Consider the following 19,329-nt stretch of genomic DNA (forward strand, 5'->3'; position numbering starts at 1 on the left):
GTCAGAGTCATTGCGGGCTTTTCGGTGCGCTGGCATCGAGGACCGGCGTTTCAGGGGCCGGCGCAGGATCTTGCGACGGCACCTGCGGCAGCGCCTCGGGGGCCGTGTTCGGTGAAGCCGCCGGGATCGGCACCTGCTCTTGCGAAGCCTGCGCCTCCTGCGTTCCGGCTTGTTCAGCCTGGTTTGGCGGTGTCTCTGACACGGAAACGGGCGCCGGGCTGGAGCGGTAATCGGCGCGACGCTTGAGCTGGAACTCCTTCACTGCATTGTTGTGGGCATCCAGGTCATCGGAGAACACGTGAGTGCCGTCACCGCGCGCCACAAAGTAAAGGCTGTTGCCCTCCACCGGATTCAGTGCCGCATGGATGGCTTCGCGACCGACCATCGAAATCGGCGTCGGTGGCAGGCCCGCATTCATATAGGTGTTATAGGGCGTCGCTTCCTTGAGGTGAGCCCGGGTCAGCTTGCCGCTGTAGCGGTCGCCGAGGCCGTAGATCACCGTCGGGTCGGTCTGCAGCAGCATGCCTATCGCCATGCGCCGGACAAACACACCGGCAATCTGCCCACGCTCCTGCGGTACGCCGGTTTCCTTCTCGACCAGCGAGGCCATGATCAGCGCTTGATAGGGTTCGGTGTACGGCGCATCCGCGGCGCGCTGCTCCCATTCCTTGGCGAGCACTTCGTCGAGGCGGTCGTAAGCGGTTTTCAGCAGCTCGATGTCGGACATGCCGCGCACGTAACGATAGGTGTCAGGGAAGAAGCGCCCTTCCGGAAAAATCCCGGTGTGACCGAGCTTGTCCATGACCTGGCTATCGCTCAAACCATTGAGGCTGTGATCGAGCTTCTCTTCCTTGGCCAGCGCTGCGCGGACCTGACGGAAATTCCAGCCTTCGACCAGGGTCAGGCTGTACTGAACCATTTCCCCGCGTTTCCACAGGTCGATCAGGCCTTCGACGGTCATGCCCGGTTGCATGCGATATTCGCCGCTGTGCAGGGGTTGTTTGGCGAGATTGAAGCGCCAATACACGCGTAGCCAGAATGCGTCCTTGATGACGCCATTGGCTTCGAGTCGGTAGAAGGTGCGAGTCGGTGTGGTGCCCTTGGGCACATTCAGCAATTGTTCCTGGGCAATGTTCAGCGGCTGTACCAGCGCCGAATGAATTTTCCAGGCTGAAGCACCCAACAGCAGCCCTGCCAGAACCAGTCCGGTTTCCAGCAGCAGCAAGAATTTACGTCTCACGTATCAAGCATCCAGTAGTGCATGGGCAATGGATTGAAGTTTACGGGTGAGCGGCCCAACCGGCCAGCTCAGTGCTGCATAGGCACGCACCGGCCAAACGCCATATACGCTGTTGCAAACAAAGACTTCGTCAGCCCATTGCAGCTGCTCAAGAGGAATATCGGTGATTTGCGTGGGGATTCCCAGCGACTTGGCCTGAAACAATACTTCGGCACGCATTACGCCGGCCACGCCGCAGCGCTTGAGGTCAGCGGTGACGAGTACACCGTCACGCACCAGGAACAAATTGCTGAACACGCCTTCAATCACGCGCCCGGCCTGATCGAGCATCAAGCCTTCGGCATGCTCGGCGTCCTGCCATTCGGCACGGGCGAGGACTTGTTCAAGGCGATTGAGGTGCTTGAGGCCGGCAAGTAACGGCTGTCTGGACAATCGCGTGGCGCAAGGGAACAAACGAACACCCTGCTCACCATGCGCGGCAGGGTAAGCCGCAGGTGGATTGCCTTGCAGAATGCGTCGGGCCTGAGCCGAAGGATCGGGGGCATAACCGCGCAGACCGTCACCACGGGTGAGGATCAGCTTGAGCACACCATCACCCAGTGCTGCGGCGTAGGCCAGCAGTTCGCTGCGGATCAGCTCATGCCCGGCTGTTATTGCCAGGCGCGAACAGCCTTCCGCCAGACGCGCCAGATGCCGGTCCAGCAACACTGGCTGCCCGTTGCGCACGGCGATGGTCTCAAACAGACCATCGCCGTAAGCCAGGCCGCGATCCTTCAGCGACAAAGCGTCAGCCGGCTGACCGTCGACCCAGCTGTCCATCAGCCTGCGAACCGGCGGAACACCAGCGAGCCGTTGGTGCCGCCAAAACCGAATGAGTTGGAAACGACCACATCGATATCCATGTTGCGCGCCGTGTGCGGCACGAAATCGAGGTCGCAGCCTTCGTCCGGCTCATCAAGGTTGATGGTCGGCGGCGCTACCTGACTGTTGATTGCCAGCACGCTGAAGATCGCCTCGACTGCGCCCGCCGCACCCAGCAGGTGACCGGTCATGGACTTGGTGGAGCTGATCGCCAGCTTGTAGGCGTGATCGCCGAACACCGACTTGATCGCATTGACTTCGGCCAGGTCGCCAGCGGGAGTCGAGGTGCCATGGGCGTTGATGTACTGCACTTGATCGCCATTGATTTTGGCGTCGCGCAGCGCATTGGTGATGCAGCGCGCAGCACCCGCGCCATCTGCAGGCGGCGAGGTCATGTGGTAGGCATCGCCACTGGTGCCGAAACCGATCAGCTCGGCGTAGATGGTCGCACCGCGGGCCTTGGCGTGCTCGAGTTCTTCGAGCACCAGCGCACCGGCGCCATTGGACAATACGAAGCCATCGCGGCCCTTGTCCCATGGACGGCTGGCGCGGGTCGGCTCGTCGTTGCGGGTCGACAGTGCGCGCGAGGCACCGAAGCCGCCCATACCCAGGCCGCAGGCCGCCATCTCGGCGCCACCGGCAATCATCACGTCGGCTTCGTCGTACATGATGTTGCGGGCTGCCATGCCAATGCAGTGGGTACCGGTGGTACAGGCCGTGGCGATGGCGTAGTTAGGTCCCTGTGCCCCCAGGTGGATCGACAGGAAACCGGAAATCATATTGATGATCGAGCCCGGCACGAAAAACGGGGAAATCCGCCGTGGGCCGGTCTCATGCAGGGTGCGGCTGGTCTCTTCGATATTGGTCAGTCCGCCAATACCCGACCCCATGGCCACGCCGATGCGCTCACGGTTGGCGTCGGTGACTTCCAGGCCGGCGTTGCGTACCGCCTGAAAACCTGCGGCCAGACCGTATTGAATGAACAGGTCGAGCTTGCGGGCTTCCTTGAGCGACAGGTACTCCTCGACATTGAAGCCCTTTACCGAGCCGCCAAAACGGGTGGAATAGGCAGAAAGGTCGGTGTGTTCGATCAGACCAATGCCACTGCGGCCAGCCAGAATGCCCTGCCAGCTGCTCGGCACATCCGTGCCCAGTGGCGACAACATACCCATACCGGTGACTACGACGCGTCTACGCGACACAGCACTCTCCTTTTTCAAATGACGACTTTGCATCAGGCCTAAAGAAAAAACCGCACGCCATGATGGCAGTGCGGTTTTTCCATGACAGCGAGCAACGATTACAAACTATTACGCCTGGTGGCTAGTAACGTAGTCGATTGCAGCTTGTACAGTAGTGATCTTCTCGGCTTCTTCGTCAGGGATTTCGGTCTCGAATTCCTCTTCCAGAGCCATCACCAGCTCAACGGTGTCAAGGGAGTCGGCACCCAGGTCTTCTACGAAGGAAGCAGTGTTGACCACTTCTTCTTCTTTAACGCCCAGTTGCTCAGCAACGATTTTCTTGACGCGCTCTTCGATGGTGCTCATACCTTGTTTTCACTCCTAATGGACAAATTCAGGCAGCTGGCCAGTGGGTAAGTGTATAGAAAGACTTTTCAGCTTTTCAACTGAAAGCTTCACTCCTCAAACCCGGTGACCCTATGCCTATAAAATAGATTGCAGCTTTATAACGGATTTTAGACAGCTCGTATGACATTTTTTTGAAGCAATCCGTCACATTTGAATTACATGTACATCCCGCCGTTCACCGGGATTGTAGCTCCGGTAACGTAAGCCGCACCGTCCGACGCAAGAAAAGCGACCACGGACGCGATCTCTTGAGCCTGCCCCAGACGACCCAGCGGAATCTGCGTCTGCAAGGCTTCACGCTGCGCCTCGGGCAATTCACGAGTCATATCGGTATCGATGAACCCTGGGGCCACCGAGTTTACCGTAATCGAACGCGAACCGACTTCACGCGCCAGTGCACGGCTGAAACCTTCCAGGCCGGCCTTGGCGGCAGCGTAGTTTACTTGGCCTGCGTTGCCCATGGCACCCACAACCGAACCAATACTGATAATTCGGCCCCAACGGGCTTTGGTCATGCCACGCAAAACGCCCTTGGACAGGCGGAACAGACTGTTCAGATTGGTATCGACAACGTCGTGCCACTCGTCGTCTTTCATGCGCATCATCAGGTTATCGCGGGTAATACCGGCATTATTGACCAGGATCGCCGGCGCACCGAACTGCTCCTGAATGCTCGCCAGGACTGCCGCCACGGACTCGTCGCTGGTGACATTGAGTTCCAGGCCGGTGCCCTGAATACCATTTTCCTTCAGGGTGGCGGCAATGCGTTCAGCACCCGACGCGGAGGTCGCAGTACCGATAACGATGGCGCCTTGACGACCCAGTTCCAGGGCGATGGCCTGGCCGATGCCACGGCTCGCACCAGTGACCAGTGCAACTTTACCTTGCAGACTCATGCAAGCTTCTCCTGAGTTCAGGCCAACGCTGCGCGGGCGGCAGCGAAAGCGTCTGGGGTATTGAGGTTGGATGTCGACACGCCTTCGGCGCAACGCTTGTTCAGACCGGCGAGCACTTTACCCGGGCCGCATTCGACCAGATTGGTCGCGCCCCTGGCTGCCAGCGCCTGCACGGATTCGACCCAGCGTACCGGCTTGTACAGCTGCTCGAGCAGATCGCGCTTGAGGGTTTCCAGATCGGCCGGCACTTCGGCACTGACGTTCTGGACCACAGGAATCTGCGGTGCCTGCCAGTCGATTGCCGCGATCGATTCGGCGAAACGCTCGGCAGCCGGACGCATCAGTTCACAGTGCGATGGCACGCTCACCGGCAGCGGCATGGCGCGCTTGGCGCCACGGGCCTTGCAGCCTTCGATGGCGCGATCAACCGCAGCCTTGGCGCCGGCAATCACTACCTGGCCCGGGGAGTTGAAGTTGACGGCGCTGACCACTTCGCCCTGCGCCGCTTCGGCACAGGCAGCCAGCACATCGGCATCTTCCAGACCGAGGATGGCAGCCATGCCACCCTGTCCGGCCGGCACCGCTTCCTGCATCAATTGGCCGCGGCGCTCAACGAGCTTCACCGCGTCTGCCAGCGTCAGGCTACCGGCAGCAACCAGCGCGCTGTATTCGCCCAGGCTGTGCCCGGCAACGTAAGCCGGACGCGCACCGCCTTCCGCCAGCCACAAACGCCACAAGGCGATCGAAGCGGTCAGAATGGCCGGCTGGGTTTTATCGGTTTGATTGAGTTGCTCTTCCGGCCCTTGCTGGGTCAGTGCCCACAGGTCGTAACCCAGTGCTTCGGAAGCTTCTTTGAAGGTTTCGAGGATCAGCGGATGTTGCGCGCCCAGCTCGGCCAGCATGCCGAGGGACTGCGAACCCTGTCCTGGAAAGACGAATGCGAGGGAAGCAGACATGTAACAAGCCCCTAATGATCTTGTCGTCGGAGAATGACGCCCCGCTTGGGGACGCAAGAAACTGACAGTTGGATGGCCCTTTGAACCGGGCAGTCACATTTAAGCATTGTCCGACGAAAACGCCTAAGACAACAAATCCTCCAGACGGCCATGGAGGCGCTCAGGCAAGTTCTCCTGAATCTCTATCAACGCGCGTTGAATTGCACTCTGGAAGCCCTGAACCCCGGCCGAACCGTGACTTTTCACCACGATGCCCTGCAAGCCGAGGAAGCTTGCGCCATTATGTCGCGCCGGCGCCAGATCGGCCTGCAAGCGTTTCATCAAAGGCAGCGCCAAGGCACCGACAGCGCGGGAAGCGAGGCTTTTCCTGAACAAGGCTTCGATGCGCGCGGCAATCATGGTCGCGAGACCTTCGCTGGACTTGAGCAGGATATTACCGACAAAGCCATCGCAGACCACCACGTCCGCCTCACCGCGATACAAACCATCACCTTCGATGAAGCCGATGTAGTTGATACCTCGGGCGGCTTGCAGCAACGTCGCAGCCAGCTTGACCTGCTGATTCCCCTTGATGTCTTCGGTACCGATGTTCAGCAGCGCTACCCGTGGACGGGTGATACCCAGGGTCTCGGCCGCAACCGAGCCCATGACCGCAAACTGCAACAGGTGCTCGGCACTGCAATCGACGTTGGCACCCAAGTCAAGCAGTTGGCAGTAACCCTTTTGTGTCGGAATCGCCGCCACCATGGCCGGGCGGTCAATACCCGGCAGGGTTTTGAGTACGAACCGCGACAACGCCATCAGCGCACCGGTATTGCCGGCACTGACGCAGGCCTGGACCTTGCCGTCGCGCAGCAGCTCAAGGGCCACGCGCATCGACGAGTCCGGCTTGCCACGCAAGGCCTGGGCAGGTTTTTCGTCCATGGTGATGACTTCACTCGCCGGAGCAATCGACAGGCGCGCGCGATCCACAGCCGAATGGCCAGCGATCAATTCTTCAAGAAGGGAGGGTTGACCGACGAGGGTCAGGTACAGCGAGGGCGTGGCAGACAGGCAAGCAAGGCTGGCCTGGACAATGCTGCGGGGACCGAAGTCCCCGCCCATTGCGTCAATCGCGATGACTTGAGCGGACAAGTGATTACTCGTCAGCGCCCTTGTCGATCACTTTACGGCCACGGTATACGCCTTCTGGCGATACGTGGTGACGCAGGTGAACTTCACCGGTGGTTTTTTCTACAGACAGGGTGCTAGCCTCGAGAGCGTCGTGCGAACGGCGCATGTCACGGGCAGAGCGGGATTTTTTGTTCTGCTGAACAGCCATAATTGATTAACTCCTAAACGTTTGGGTCACGCTTTAACTGCGCCAATACACTGAACGGGTTGGACCGCGTTACCTCGTCCTCGCTCGGTTCGGGCTCATCTGCTCCCGCCGGCTGCTGGCATTCTTCCGGATGATGAGCAGGCACAATGGGCAAGGCGAGCAGAAGCTCCTCCTCGATCAGTGACTGCAGATCCAAAGGATCTTCGCCCAGTTCCAGCACGTCATAACCTTTCGGCAACGACTGGGTATTCGCACCCTCCTTCACCACAGCGTAACTGCATTCGCTATGGATCGGCAGGGTGACCAGCTCAAGACAACGCTGGCAAACCATTTTGACTTCAGTGTCGATAAAGCTGTGGATGACCACAGATTTACGTTCATCTCGTTCAAAAACGAATTTAGCCTGCACCGTACCGACATTGTCGGAAAGCGGGTCGCAGAGTCTCTCCAAATCGGCCAGCAGCATTTCACCTTGAAGGGTGGTGCCACGATCAGCCAATTTGCGCGGGTCAACGTGAGGTGGAATCGGGTCATTCAACATAGGCGCAGCATTATAGGGATGCACCCGCCCATGTCAAAGGAAATTCAGCCCTGTCCGTCACTTGGAAGCCTCGCTAGAATTCGCACCTGCCTTCTGGAGATGCGCATGCTGCCTTTATTACTCGCTTCCGGCTCGGTCTATCGCCGGGAATTATTGACTCGCCTGCAGCTGCCTTTCACGTGCAGCTCGCCGGATATCGACGAAAGCCATCGTCCCGGCGAATCGGCCATGGAACTGGTCAAGCGCCTCGCCGAAGAGAAAGCGCGCGCCCTGGCCGACAGCCATACCGCTCATCTGATAATCGGCTCCGACCAGGTCGCAGTGTTGGCAGACCGGATAATCGGCAAGCCCCACACGTTCGAAAGAGCCCGCGAGCAATTGCTGGCCTCCAGCGGTGCCAGCGTGACGTTTCTGACCGGTCTGGCCCTGCTCAACAGCCAGACCGGGCACTGTCAGGTCGACTGCGTGCCGTTCACCGTACACATGCGCACACTCGACACGCCCCGCATCGAACGCTACCTGCGCGCCGAGCAACCCTATGACTGCGCAGGCAGCTTCAAGGCCGAAGGCCTGGGGGTCAGCCTGTTTCGCAGCACCGAGGGACCCGACGCCACCAGCCTGATCGGCCTGCCGCTGATTCGCCTGATCGATATGTTGCTGGCCGAAGGCGTACAAATCCCCTGAGTCCAAATATTAAAAAACCGGCCTCGCAGGCCGGTTTTTCATGTCACTCCACAATCAGCGCAACGACGGACCGTTGAACCCCATCCACATCGCCAAATGCTCAGCCACGCTGGCACCGAGCTTTTTCGAGAAGCGATCGAATGCCGACTCCTGAACGGTAAAGTCCACCAGTTCTTTCTCGCCGATCACATCCCGCGCAACCGAACTGGCATTACCCAGCCCATCGATCAATCCCAGTGGCAGCGCCTGCTCGCCGGACCAGACCAGACCAGAGAAAAGCTCCGGATGCTCTTTGTCCTTCAGGCGATCGCCCCGCCCCTGCTTGACGCTATTGATGAACTGCTTGTGGGTCGTATCGAGCACACCCTGCCAGAAGGCGGTTTCTTCCGGCTTTTGTGGCTGGAACGGATCGAGGAACGACTTGTGCTCGCCAGAGGTATAAGTGCGACGCTCGACACCCAGCTTCTCCATGGTGCCGACAAAGCCATAACCGGCTGCCGTCACACCGATGGAACCGACCAGGCTGGCCTTGTCGGCATAGATCTGATCCGCCGCACTGGCGATGTAGTAGGCACCGGAAGCCCCCAGGTCGGAAATGACCGCATACAGCCTGGTATCCGGATGCAGGCCGCGTAGACGCTTGATCTCGTCATAGACATAACCCGACTGCACCGGACTGCCGCCAGGACTATTGATCCGCAGGATGACACCCTTGACCTTCTCGTCCTCGAAAGCCGCGCGCAGGCTGCCAACGATATTGTCTGCACTGGCCGGCTCCTTGTCGGCAATCATGCCCGTCACATCGATCAGCGCCGTGTAATGGGCACTGCGGGTGGCGGCTTTTTCCACATCCATCAGCGGCGAAAACAGAACAATAGCGCCGAACAGATACACAAAAGTCAGAAGCTTGAAGAATATGCCCCAGCGACGGGACCGACGCTGCTCCTGCACGCCAGCCAGCAGCGTCTTCTCCAGCAGCGCCCAGCTTTTGTCGTCACCGCTCTCTGCGCTCGCCTTGGCGGGCGCTTTCCATTCGTCGGTCATGCCATCCACCCCAAAAACAACCGGTTAAGCCTGCTGACTCAGCCAGGCATGCAATTCTGAAAAGCGGTCGATGGCCAGTCGCGGCTCATATAACTTCAACGCATCGATCGTTTGAGCACCATAGCTGACTGCCACCGAGTCCATACCGGCGTTGCGCGCCATCTGCAAATCAAAGGACGAATCACCGACCATCAACGCCTGTTCCGGGCGAACCTCGCAATGCGCGAGAATCTGCTCGAGCATCAACGGATGAGGCTTGCTGGCGGTCTCGTCAGCGGCACGGGTGATATCGAAGTAATTCTCCCAGCCATGGGACTTCAACACCCGGTCCAGCCCGCGACGGGCCTTGCCGGTCGCCACAGCCAGATGATAACCCTCGGCACGGAATGCCTCGAGCGACTCGACCACACCCTCGAACAACGGTGAAGGCACAGCCTCCGACGCAATGTAATGTTCGGCATAATGCTCGCGGAACGCGATCAGTTCGGTGTCGCCAATCTCGGGGTACAGGGTGCGGATCGCTTCCGGCAAGCCCAGCCCGATAATACCTTTGACGGCAAAATCATCGCGCTGTTCAAACCCGGAACGCTGCGAGGCAACGTGCATTGCCTCGACAATCCGACCGATGGAATCGGCCAGCGTCCCGTCCCAATCGAAGATCAGCAGTTTGTAATCAGATGGGCGCACTCAATCGCTCCACGGTTTTGGCCCACATCTCGTCGACCGGTGCCTGCAACTTCAGCTCGCCACCGTCAGGCAGCGGCACAGTCAGCATGTAGGCGTGCAGGAACAGGCGCTTGCCGCCCAGATCGCGGATTTCCTTGCTGAAACCTTCGTCGCCATACTTGGTGTCGCCAGCGATGCAATGCCCGGCGTGCAAGGTATGGACGCGGATCTGGTGAGTCCGGCCGGTAATCGGCTTGGCTTCGATCAGGGTGGCAAAGTCGCCGAAGCGGCGCAGGACCTTGAACACGGTCACGGACTCCTTCCCCTCCTCCTCGTCGACCTCGACCATGCGTTCGCCGGAGCGCAGATTGCTCTTGCCCAGCGACGCACGGACTTGCTTGATCGAGCTCGCCCAGTTACCGCGGACCAGCGCCATGTAGCGTTTGTCGACGCCATCACCGCGCAACGCGGTATGCAAGTGGCGCAACATGCTGCGCTTCTTGGCGATCATCAACAGGCCGGACGTATCACGGTCGAGACGGTGAACCAGCTCGAGCTCCTTGCAATCGGGGCGCAACTGACGAAAGGCTTCGATCACACCGAAAGTCAGCCCGCTGCCGCCGTGCACCGCAATGCCCGCAGGCTTGTTGATCACGATCAGCGCCTTGTCTTCGAAGACAATCGAGGCTTCGAGTCGCTGCAGCAGGCCTTGTGCCAGTGGCACCGGCTCGTCGCGTTCAGGCACGCGCACCGGCGGCACGCGCACGATATCGCCCGCCTGCAGCTTGTACTCGGGCTTGATCCGACCTTTGTTCACGCGCACTTCGCCCTTGCGCAAAATGCGGTAAATCAAGGTCTTGGGCACGCCTTTGAGTCGGGCGAGAAGGAAATTATCAATGCGTTGGCCGGCATATTCCGGCGAGACCTCAAGCAGTTGTACGCCTGGAGTCGGGGGGGTAGTCGTCGTCATGGCGCGGATGATAACAATTTTTTATGGAATTGAAGCACTTAATCATTGCTGCTATAGTCGCGAACGTCGCCAAAAGCGGCCTGGACAGCGGACCAACGGTCAAAAACCGGCCCTGACCAACGCAATTCACCAGGACGCGAGGCCGTCCTACGGGGCTTTCGCTACGTAACGGTGGAGTTTGCAGGTGTAACGAGCGCAGGTGACATGAGGCCTGAATCACGCCACAAAGCAGAGTTTTCCACTCGTTTTGCGAGCCATATTCACGGCCAGTTCACAAAGTGCAGTCAGCTGCGAATGACCCCGAGCGAAGGCATCGGAAACAACGCCTAAATTAGCCATGATGCGTGACCTCCCCTTTCGGAGCTCACGGTAAATGCCAACCCGCTGCGGATTCTGCGCGCGGCAGCACCCGAATTATCAGGGATACGTGTAGGGTGGAGATGCACAACCGCCGGACTGTGTAGCAACAGGATTTCTCAAGACGCTTCATCTCGTCCACAGCCGCTGGTTGATTCCTCCTCCTGACTGAGTGCTTAAGTAGCCACAGCAAGCAGGACGCGTACGTCGCGATGAAGGCCCACATTGGCCGGACTTCGCTGGACACGGGAAATGGCCAACCACTCCCGACGCACCTGACACCGACCGTGAGAAGTCGTGTGTGCCGAACGCCGTTTCCGGCAGCCCGGAAACCGACGGTACTACATGAAAAGAATGCTGATTAACGCAACTCAACCCGAAGAGTTGCGTGTTGCACTGGTAGATGGCCAGCGCCTCTACGACCTGGACATCGAATCCGGTGCACGCGAGCAGAAGAAGGCCAACATCTATAAAGGCCGGATTACTCGCATCGAACCAAGCCTTGAGGCTGCCTTTGTCGATTTCGGCTCTGAGCGCCATGGCTTCCTGCCCCTCAAAGAAATCTCCCGCGAATACTTCAAGAAAGCCCCGGAAGGTCGCGTCAACATCAAGGACGTCCTGAGCGAAGGCCAGGAAGTCATCGTTCAGGTCGAGAAAGAAGAACGTGGCAACAAGGGCGCCGCCCTGACCACCTTCATCAGCCTGGCCGGTCGTTACCTGGTGCTGATGCCGAACAACCCGCGTGCCGGCGGTATCTCCCGTCGCATTGAAGGCGAAGAGCGCAACGAACTGCGTGAAGCCCTGAACGGCCTGGTTGCCCCGGCCGACATGGGCCTGATCGTGCGCACTGCCGGCCTGGGCCGCAGCAGCGAAGAAATGCAGTGGGACCTCGACTACCTGCTGCAACTGTGGACCGCCATCAAGGAAGCCTCGCTGGACCGCGCCGCGCCGTTCCTGATCTACCAGGAAAGCAACGTGATCATCCGCGCGATCCGCGACTACCTGCGCCAGGACATCGGCGAAGTGCTGATCGACAGCGTTGAAGCCCAGGACGAAGCCCTGACCTTCATCCGCCAGGTGATGCCGCAGTACGCCAGCAAGATCAAGCTGTACGAAGACAGCGTTCCGCTGTTCAACCGTTTCCAGATCGAAAGCCAGATCGAAACCGCTTTCCAGCGCGTTGTCGAACTGCCTTCCGGCGGCTCCATCGTGATCGATCCGACCGAAGCCCTGGTGTCCATCGACATCAACTCGGCGCGCGCCACCAAAGGCAGCGACATCGAAGAAACCGCGCTGCAAACCAACCTTGAAGCGGCCGAAGAAATCGCCCGTCAGTTGCGCCTGCGTGACATCGGCGGCCTGATCGTCATCGACTTCATCGACATGACCCCTGCCAAGAACCAGCGCGCCGTGGAAGAGAAAGTCCGCGAATGCCTGGAAGCCGACCGCGCTCGCGTGCAAGTCGGTCGCATCTCGCGCTTCGGCCTGCTGGAAATGTCCCGTCAGCGCCTGCGTCCATCCCTGGGCGAAAGCAGCGGCATCGTCTGCCCGCGTTGCAACGGCACCGGCATCATCCGTGACGTTGAATCGCTGTCCCTGGCGATCCTGCGCCTGATCGAAGAAGAAGCCCTGAAAGACCGTACCGCCGAAGTTCGTGCACAAGTGCCGATCCCGGTGGCTGCGTTCCTGCTCAACGAAAAACGCAACTCGATCACCAAGATCGAACTGCGCACCCGCGCCCGCATCGTCATCCTGCCGAACGATCACCTCGAAACGCCGCACTTCGAAGTGCAGCGCCTGCGTGATGACAGCCCGGAAGCCGCGACCAACCAGTCCAGCTACGAAATCGCCGCTGCCGCTGCCGAAGTCGAAGAAGTCCAGCCAGCTGCTGCAACCCGCACCCTGGTTCGCCAGGAAGCGGCGGTCAAGACAGCCCCGGCCCGCGCCAACGCTCCGGTTCCGACCGAAGTCGCCGCTCCGGCCCCTGCTCCGGTTGCCGTGCCAGAGCCAAGCCTGTTCAAAGGCCTGGTGAAGTCGCTGGTGAGCCTGTTCGCCACCAAGGAAGAGCCTGTCGCGCCGGTTGTCGTTGAAAAACCTGCCGTCGAGCGTCCGGCCCGCAACGAAGAGCGTCGCAACGGTCGCCAGCAAAGCCGCAACCGTACTGGTCGCCGCGATGAAGAGCGCAAACCTCGCGAAGAACGTGCCCCGCGTGAAGAACGCGCACCGCGCGAAGAGCGTCAGCCTCGCGAAGTTCGCGAGCCTCGTGAGTCCCGCGAAGAAACGCCGGCAGTCGCCCGCGAAGAACGCGCACCGCGCGCTCCTCGTGAAGAACGTGCACCGCGCGCTCCGCGCGAAGACCGCAAGCCTCGTGGCGAGCGCGAAGAACGCGTTCGTGAACTGCGCGAGCCTCTGGATGCCGCTCCGGCCGCTCCGGCCGCTGCTGCTACCGCTGAAGAGCGTCCAGCTCGCCAGCCACGCGAAGAACGCGCTCCACGCCCGCCGCGTGAAGAACGTCAACCACGTGCCGAACAAGCTGCCGCAGCCGCAGCCGCAGCCGAAGAAGAACTGACCACCAACGAAGAGCAACTGCAGGAAGAGGGTCAGGAAGCCGCCGAAGGCGATCGTCCGCGCCGTCGTTCCCGTGGCCAGCGTCGTCGCAGCAACCGTCGCGAGCGTCAGCGTGACGCCAACGGCAACGTGATCGAAGGTTCGGAAGAGTCCGAGTCCGGTGAAAACGCTGAAGCACCAAGCGTTGCCGACCTGGCCGCCGGCCTGGCTGTCACCGCAGCCGTCGCCAGCAGCGTGATCAGTGCTCCGGCTGAAGCAGAAGCCAACGTGCAAGCCGAACGCGCCACTGCCGCGACCCTGGAGTCTGCTCCAGTTGAAGCGCCAGTCGTTGAAGCGACCACGCCGGTTGAAGTCACCGCATCGCCGGAAATCGAACTGGCGCCAGCGCCTGAGGCACAGCCTGCCGTTGAAGCGGCCGCCGAGCCGGCTCCCGTGGTTGAAGCACCTGCCGTGGTTGCAGAGGCCGTCGTCGAGACCGTGACTGAAACCGTTCGCGAAGTACGTGAAGAGCAAACCGCGTTCAACTGGGTGGCCGAGCCAGCCGTCGCTGAAGCAGCTGCACCAGCCGCTGAAACCCAAGTGGCTGAAGCCATGGTTTCCGAGCCGGTAGTTGCCGCAGCGGAGCCGACTCCAGCGCCGGTGGTTGAAGCACCGGTCGTTGAAGCACCGGTCGTTGCCGAAGCGCCTGCACCGGTAGTCGAGGCCGCGCCTGTCAGCGCCCTGACCCCAAGTGGTCGTGCGCCTAACGACCCGCGTGAAGTGCGTCGTCGCAAGCGTGAAGCCGAGCGTCTGCAGAAGGAAGCCGAACTGGCCGCCGCTGCTGCTCCGGCTGAAGCGGTTGTCGCTGCCGAACCCGCACCGGTTGCCGCTGAAGTGGCTGCCGAGCCGGTTGAGTCAGTGATCCACGAAGCACCACGCTCCGTTCAGGAAGCGGTCGAGCAACACGAACAGGCCCAGGAAAAAGAGCACGAGCCTAAACCTCTCGTCTGATTCCAACGGCTACTAAAAAGCCCCGCCTGGTGATCCAGGCGGGGCTTTTTCATGTCTCGAATTCACAGTTATCCCTTGTCGGAGATCCAGGCGGGTTTGAAGATCAATGCCTGCGGCACATCCACATCCCACAACACACCGGGATCATCCAGCACAACTTCAACCACCCGCCCCTGCGCAAACAGTGCCTTGGCCCCACGATCACCCGATAGAGCCATCAACCCTGGGCCGAAGCTGCGTCCAAATCCTACCGGGTGCGCGTATTCGCCGCCCTGAAGCGGCACACTGATGCAATCATCTGCCATCTGCTCCACCACTTGCTCAATGCTCGAGGGAAGGATGAACGGCATATCCCCCAGCACCATCAACCAGCCATTGAGTTGCGCACACGACGCCACCCCGGCCGCAATGCTGTCACCCATTCCCGTCGATTCGATCAGGACGATCTCGCAGCCATACGCCTTGGCCATACGGATGACTTGCGGGCGATCCGCGGTTGTTACCAGGACACGCTTGTCCAGAGCGACAGGCAGATTGACCAATGTGTGTTCAATGACGGATCGAACCGCACCGTCACGACCGGTGCAATCGGCCAGCAATTTATCCTTTTCGACGCCCGCCACCTGACGAAACCGACTGCCCCGCCCCGCCGCCAATACGATGACGCCGATCGACTCGCTCATACCCTCTCCTGCAGGATCTTCTTCTGCTTCAGTTCGACGCCATTTTTGACCGCGACGATTTCCGCCATGAGCGACAGGGCAATCTCCGCCGGATTATGACTGCCGATGTGTAAACCGATCGGACCATGCAAGCGGTCAATCGCCGATTGTGACAACCCCAGTTGAGCCAGGTTTTCCCTGCGCTTCTGACTGTTGACCCGCGAACCCAGCGCCCCGACGTAAAACGCCCTGGAGTCCAGGGCCGTGAGCAGCGCCATGTCGTCCAGACGCGGATCATGGGTCAAGGCCACGATGGCCGTGCGTTCGTCGGTCTGGATATTCAATACCGCCTCATCCGGCATGCCCGAAACGAATCGCCCGTGCTGCTCCTCCCAGCCGTAGACGAACTCGGTACGCGGATCGCAAATCAACACCTCGAAATCCAGCAGACGGGCCATTTCAGCGACGTAGCGCGACAGCTGCCCCGCGCCGATCAGCAGCAGGCGCCAGCGTGGACCGTAGATTGAGCGCAAGGTCTGGCCGTCGAACATCAACACGTCAGTTTTATTGGCCGACTGCAACAGCACTTCGCCAGTGGCCAGGTTCAGTTCACGCGCAACGATTTCATGGGCCTCGCAACGAGCGAGCAATTGCTCGACCCAATCCCCATCGTCGATACGTTCCTCGGTCAAGCGCAAGGTGCCACCGCAGGGCAAGCCGAAACGTGCGGCTTCCTCGCGGGTCACGCCGTACGTGATCAATTGCACCGGCGGCCCATCTAGCGCCAGGCGCCCGTCGTGTAGCCGGGCGATCAAGTCATCCTCGACGCACCCGCCCGAGACCGAACCAATCACCATCCCGTCTTCACGCAAGGCCAGCATGGCACCGGGTGCCCGGGGCGCAGTGCCCCAGGTTTCGACCACGCTGTACAACACCACCCGCTGACCAGCGCGATGCCACTGCAACACGCTGCGCAGGACATTCAGATCGGCGCTGTCCATCAGGCTCTGGCCTGCTGCCAGCCCGACAGCTGATAACGAACCGGCAAGTTGCGGATGCGTTTGCCGGTGGCAGCAAAGATCGCATTGCACAATGCCGGCGCAATCGGTGGCACGCCCGGTTCACCGACACCGCCCAACGGGACATTGCCCGGCGGCATCACCAGATGCACGGCCACCTCTTTCGGTGCCAGGGACATGCGTGCCACTTCGTACATGTGGAAGTTATCCTGCTGGACCTTGCCGTCCTTGAAGCTGATTTCCCCCAGCACCGCATTGCCCAGGCCCATGACGCAGGCGCCCTCGAACTGCGCGCGAATCCGCTCGGGGTTGATCTGCGGTCCGCAATCGACGGCGATGTCGGCCTTGTGCACCACCAGCGTGCCGTCGTCCTTCACCTCCACCTCGATTACCGCCGCCACATACGTCACGAAGCTGTAATGCACCGCCAGGCCCAGACCGCGCCCCTTGGGCAACTCGCGCCCCCAACCGGCGGCTTTGGCGGCGGTCTCCAGTACCGTGCGCAGTCGCGCGGTATCGATCGGATAACGCTCGGGGGATTCGCCGTAGTTCCACTCTTCACTCAAGGTGCGCGGGTCAATCTGACGATCGGGGCCGAGCAATCTGATCTGGTATTTCAGCGGGTCTTCCCCGGCCTTGTGCGCCAGTTCATCGATAAAACTCTGGATCGCGAAGCCATGGGGAATGTTCGACACCGAGCGATACCAGCCGACCCGGGTATGCACCGTTGCCTCGGGGTTTTCCAGGCGAATGTTGGGGATTGCGTACGCCATGTTGGTGAATCCCATGCCCAGTTCGAACGCCGCCTCATGCTTCATGCCCGGCGCAAACAACGCAGTGATGCTCGGCGCCACCGTACGGTGCAACCAGCCGGACGGCAGGCCATCCTTGTTCAGGCCGGCCTTGAGGTATTCGACCGATACCGTGTGGAAGTACGAACAGTGGATATCGTCTTCGCGGGTCCATTGCACCCGCACCGCTTTGCCGGGGAATTCCTTGGCGAGGATAGCGGCTTCGATGATGAAGTCGGGCTTGGACTTGCGCCCGAATCCGCCACCGAGCAGGGTCACGTTGAACATGACGTTGTCGAACGGCAGGCCCAGGCGTTCAGCGATCCGCTCCCGGGTGACCTGCGGTGCCTGGCTTGGCCCCCAGGCTTCGCACGCACCGTCCTTGAACCGGGCAATGGCGACCATCGGCTCCATCGGCGACTGTGACAAATGCGGCAAGTAGTAGGACGCTTCCAGCGTGCTATCGGCGCTGGTCATGGCCTCATCGAGGTTACCGGTATTGCGTACCACCTTGCCGGGCTTGAGCGAGGCGGTTTCAAGCTCTTTGCGATAGGCGATCGAGTCGTAGCTGGCGTTAAGCCCGTCGTCCCACTCGATTTTCAATGCCTCGCGGCCCTTCATCGCCGCCCAGGTATTGCTCGCCACCACGGCGATACCGCCGAGTGGTTGAAACTCCGAAGGCAAAGGCCGGCTTTCGATCTGCAGCACTTTGACCACGCCCGGGACTTTCATCGCCGCGCTGCCATCGTAGCTTTTGACTTTGCCGCCATACACCGCGGGCCGCGCAATGGTCGCGTACAGCATGCCGTCGAGATGCACATCGGCGCCGTACACCGCACGGCCGTTGACAATGTCTTCACCATCGATGGCCTTGGTGCCTTCCTTGCCAATGTAGCGAAATTCCGAAGGCTGCTTGAGTTTCAGACTGTCCCGCGCAGGAACGGGCAACGCAGCTGCAGCGGCAGCGAGCGCCCCATAGCCCAACTCGCGACCGGAAGGTTCATGGATGACTTTATGCAGTTGCGCGTGACACTCGCCTGCCGGCACTTTCCACTGGTTGGCAGCGGCTTGTTCGAGCATGGTCCGCGCGGCGGCACCGCAGCGGCGCATCGGCTCGTACCAGTGACGCATGCTGCGCGAGCCGTCGGTGTCCTGGTTGCCGAAGCGCACTTCATCGCCAGGGGCCTGCTGCACCCTGACCATCGCCCAGTCGGCTTCCAGTTCATCGGCCACCACCATGGTCAAACTGGTACGCACGCCCTGGCCCATCTCCGAGCGGTTGCAGATCACGGTCACCGTGCCATCCGCAGCAATGCTCACATAGACTTTCGGATCGTCGACCCAGCCGTGGGGCATGCCGTCGGCGCCGAACTTCTTGTCTTTTTCTTCGGCAAAAGCGTCTTGCCAGCCCCAGCTCGCCGCCAATACCAGCGCACTAGTGGCGCCTACGCCTTTCAGAAAACCACGGCGACTGAGCTGGCTCAGATTGCTCAGGGCGAAATCATTCGGTAACCGGCTCATGCCTTGGCCTCCTTCAGGTGAGTGGAGGCCTGGCGGATCGCCGTCTTGATACGGTTGTAGGTGCCGCAGCGGCAGATGTTGCCGACCATGGCCTCTTCGATCTGCTCGTCGCTCGGGTTCGGGTTGGTCTTGAGCAGCGCGGTGGCAGACATGATTTGCCCGCCCTGGCAGAAACCGCATTGGGCGACCGCCGTGTCGAGCCAGGCCTGCTGCACGACTTTGCCGACCGGGTCGGCGTGCAGGTTGTCGATGGTGCTGACGTTCTGCCCGACGACTGAACCGATGGGCGTGATGCAACTGCGCGCCGGAGCCCCTTCGATATGAATGGTGCAGGCCCCGCACAGGCCCATGCCGCAGCCGAATTTGGTGCCGTTGTAACCGGCCACGTCGCGGATGGCCCAGAGCAGCGGCATGTCCTCGCTGACGTCGAGTTGATGGTCTTGACCGTTGAGCTTCAGGGTAATCATGGGCACGCCCGCATAGTATTGGGTTATGGGGTCGAGCAATCTGCCGCCCGAACATCGGCGGTTGGCATTACGCAGATCGACTCAGGCTAATGGGCTCTCTTGTGCAGACGCAAACGGTCTGCACCGGGCCTTTGATGGAACAAGTGTGTGCATCGTTAGCTGACTAAGTTAACCGAGCATTAACAA

The 19,329-nt window shown here is 60.5% G+C and carries 18 protein-coding genes; 2 read left to right on the plus strand and 16 right to left on the minus strand.

The window, feature by feature from the left end; all coding sequences use genetic code 11:
• Positions 1-7 precede the first annotated feature (7 nt).
• The 9 genes from mltG to AC06G5_RS22815 form a co-directional block, all read right to left on the minus strand.
• The gene (gene mltG, locus AC06G5_RS22775; protein ID WP_413422662.1) at positions 8-1,240 is read right to left on the minus strand and encodes an endolytic transglycosylase MltG; all 1,233 of its coding nucleotides are present in this window, start codon (positions 1,238-1,240) and stop codon (positions 8-10) included.
• Between the two features lie 3 nt (positions 1,241-1,243).
• The gene (gene pabC / locus AC06G5_RS22780) at positions 1,244-2,059 is read right to left on the minus strand and encodes an aminodeoxychorismate lyase (protein WP_413422660.1); all 816 of its coding nucleotides are present in this window, start codon (positions 2,057-2,059) and stop codon (positions 1,244-1,246) included.
• The gene (gene fabF, locus AC06G5_RS22785; protein ID WP_413422658.1) at positions 2,059-3,303 is read right to left on the minus strand and encodes a beta-ketoacyl-ACP synthase II; all 1,245 of its coding nucleotides are present in this window, start codon (positions 3,301-3,303) and stop codon (positions 2,059-2,061) included. Before fabF ends, pabC begins: the two co-directional genes overlap by 1 nt.
• A 108-nt stretch (positions 3,304-3,411) precedes the next feature.
• Positions 3,412-3,648 (minus strand): acyl carrier protein, encoded by a 237-nt coding sequence (gene acpP, locus AC06G5_RS22790; protein ID WP_003175607.1) that lies wholly within the window; start codon positions 3,646-3,648, stop codon positions 3,412-3,414.
• Between the two features lie 197 nt (positions 3,649-3,845).
• Positions 3,846-4,586 carry a 3-oxoacyl-ACP reductase FabG gene (gene fabG, locus AC06G5_RS22795; RefSeq protein ID WP_008016438.1) on the minus strand — a complete coding sequence of 247 codons (741 nt, stop codon included), beginning with the start codon at positions 4,584-4,586 and terminating at the stop codon, positions 3,846-3,848.
• Positions 4,587-4,603: 17 nt separating this feature from the next.
• Entirely contained in the window at positions 4,604-5,542 is a 939-nt protein-coding gene (fabD, locus tag AC06G5_RS22800) for an ACP S-malonyltransferase (protein WP_413422655.1), read from the minus strand.
• A 123-nt stretch (positions 5,543-5,665) separates the two neighbouring features.
• Positions 5,666-6,676, minus strand: coding sequence for a phosphate acyltransferase PlsX (plsX, locus tag AC06G5_RS22805; RefSeq protein WP_413422653.1), 1,011 nt, complete (start codon positions 6,674-6,676; stop codon positions 5,666-5,668).
• Between the two features lie 4 nt (positions 6,677-6,680).
• A complete protein-coding gene (gene rpmF, locus AC06G5_RS22810) occupies positions 6,681-6,863 on the minus strand; it encodes a 50S ribosomal protein L32 (RefSeq protein ID WP_003179396.1) in 183 nt (60 codons plus the stop codon).
• A 13-nt stretch (positions 6,864-6,876) separates the two neighbouring features.
• Positions 6,877-7,404: a YceD family protein gene (locus tag AC06G5_RS22815; protein WP_007942001.1), complete on the minus strand. Its 528-nt coding sequence runs from the start codon at positions 7,402-7,404 to the stop codon at positions 6,877-6,879.
• A 105-nt stretch (positions 7,405-7,509) separates the two neighbouring features.
• Here AC06G5_RS22815 and AC06G5_RS22820 point away from each other — a divergent pair, with 105 nt between their 5' ends.
• Positions 7,510-8,088 (plus strand): Maf family protein, encoded by a 579-nt coding sequence (locus AC06G5_RS22820; protein ID WP_413422651.1) that lies wholly within the window; start codon positions 7,510-7,512, stop codon positions 8,086-8,088.
• A 54-nt stretch (positions 8,089-8,142) separates the two neighbouring features.
• Here AC06G5_RS22820 and AC06G5_RS22825 read toward each other — a convergent pair whose 3' ends face one another.
• From AC06G5_RS22825 to rluC, 3 genes are read right to left on the minus strand one after another with little or no spacing between them, the layout of a single operon-like run.
• Entirely contained in the window at positions 8,143-9,132 is a 990-nt protein-coding gene (locus AC06G5_RS22825) for a S49 family peptidase (RefSeq protein WP_413422649.1), read from the minus strand.
• A gap of 24 nt (positions 9,133-9,156) precedes the next feature.
• Positions 9,157-9,819 carry an HAD-IA family hydrolase gene (locus AC06G5_RS22830; protein ID WP_413422647.1) on the minus strand — a complete coding sequence of 221 codons (663 nt, stop codon included), beginning with the start codon at positions 9,817-9,819 and terminating at the stop codon, positions 9,157-9,159.
• Positions 9,806-10,768, minus strand: a complete 963-nt coding sequence (rluC, locus tag AC06G5_RS22835; protein WP_007977058.1) for a 23S rRNA pseudouridine(955/2504/2580) synthase RluC — start codon at positions 10,766-10,768, stop codon at positions 9,806-9,808. The genes AC06G5_RS22830 and rluC overlap by 14 nt, the downstream gene beginning before the upstream one ends.
• 702 nt (positions 10,769-11,470) lie before the next feature.
• Between rluC and rne the strand changes: the two genes are divergently transcribed.
• Positions 11,471-14,683 (plus strand): ribonuclease E, encoded by a 3,213-nt coding sequence (gene rne, locus AC06G5_RS22840; RefSeq protein WP_480458347.1) that lies wholly within the window; start codon positions 11,471-11,473, stop codon positions 14,681-14,683.
• 68 nt (positions 14,684-14,751) lie between these two features.
• On the opposite strand, the gene AC06G5_RS22845 is transcribed toward rne, so the two are convergent.
• The 4 genes from AC06G5_RS22845 to AC06G5_RS22860 are packed head-to-tail and all read right to left on the minus strand — an operon-like array spanning position 14,752 to position 19,143.
• Entirely contained in the window at positions 14,752-15,366 is a 615-nt protein-coding gene (locus AC06G5_RS22845) for a nucleotidyltransferase family protein (protein ID WP_413422641.1), read from the minus strand.
• Positions 15,363-16,346, minus strand: a complete 984-nt coding sequence (locus tag AC06G5_RS22850) for an XdhC family protein (protein ID WP_480458348.1) — start codon at positions 16,344-16,346, stop codon at positions 15,363-15,365. Before AC06G5_RS22850 ends, AC06G5_RS22845 begins: the two co-directional genes overlap by 4 nt.
• Positions 16,346-18,676, minus strand: a complete 2,331-nt coding sequence (locus AC06G5_RS22855; protein WP_480458349.1) for a xanthine dehydrogenase family protein molybdopterin-binding subunit — start codon at positions 18,674-18,676, stop codon at positions 16,346-16,348. The genes AC06G5_RS22850 and AC06G5_RS22855 overlap by 1 nt, the downstream gene beginning before the upstream one ends.
• On the minus strand, positions 18,673-19,143 hold the full coding sequence (locus AC06G5_RS22860) for a (2Fe-2S)-binding protein (protein ID WP_413422635.1): 471 nt from the start codon (positions 19,141-19,143) through the stop codon (positions 18,673-18,675). Before AC06G5_RS22860 ends, AC06G5_RS22855 begins: the two co-directional genes overlap by 4 nt.
• Positions 19,144-19,329 lie beyond the last annotated feature (186 nt).

The sequence above is a fragment of the Pseudomonas sp. WT-JTC genome, assembly GCF_056711565.1.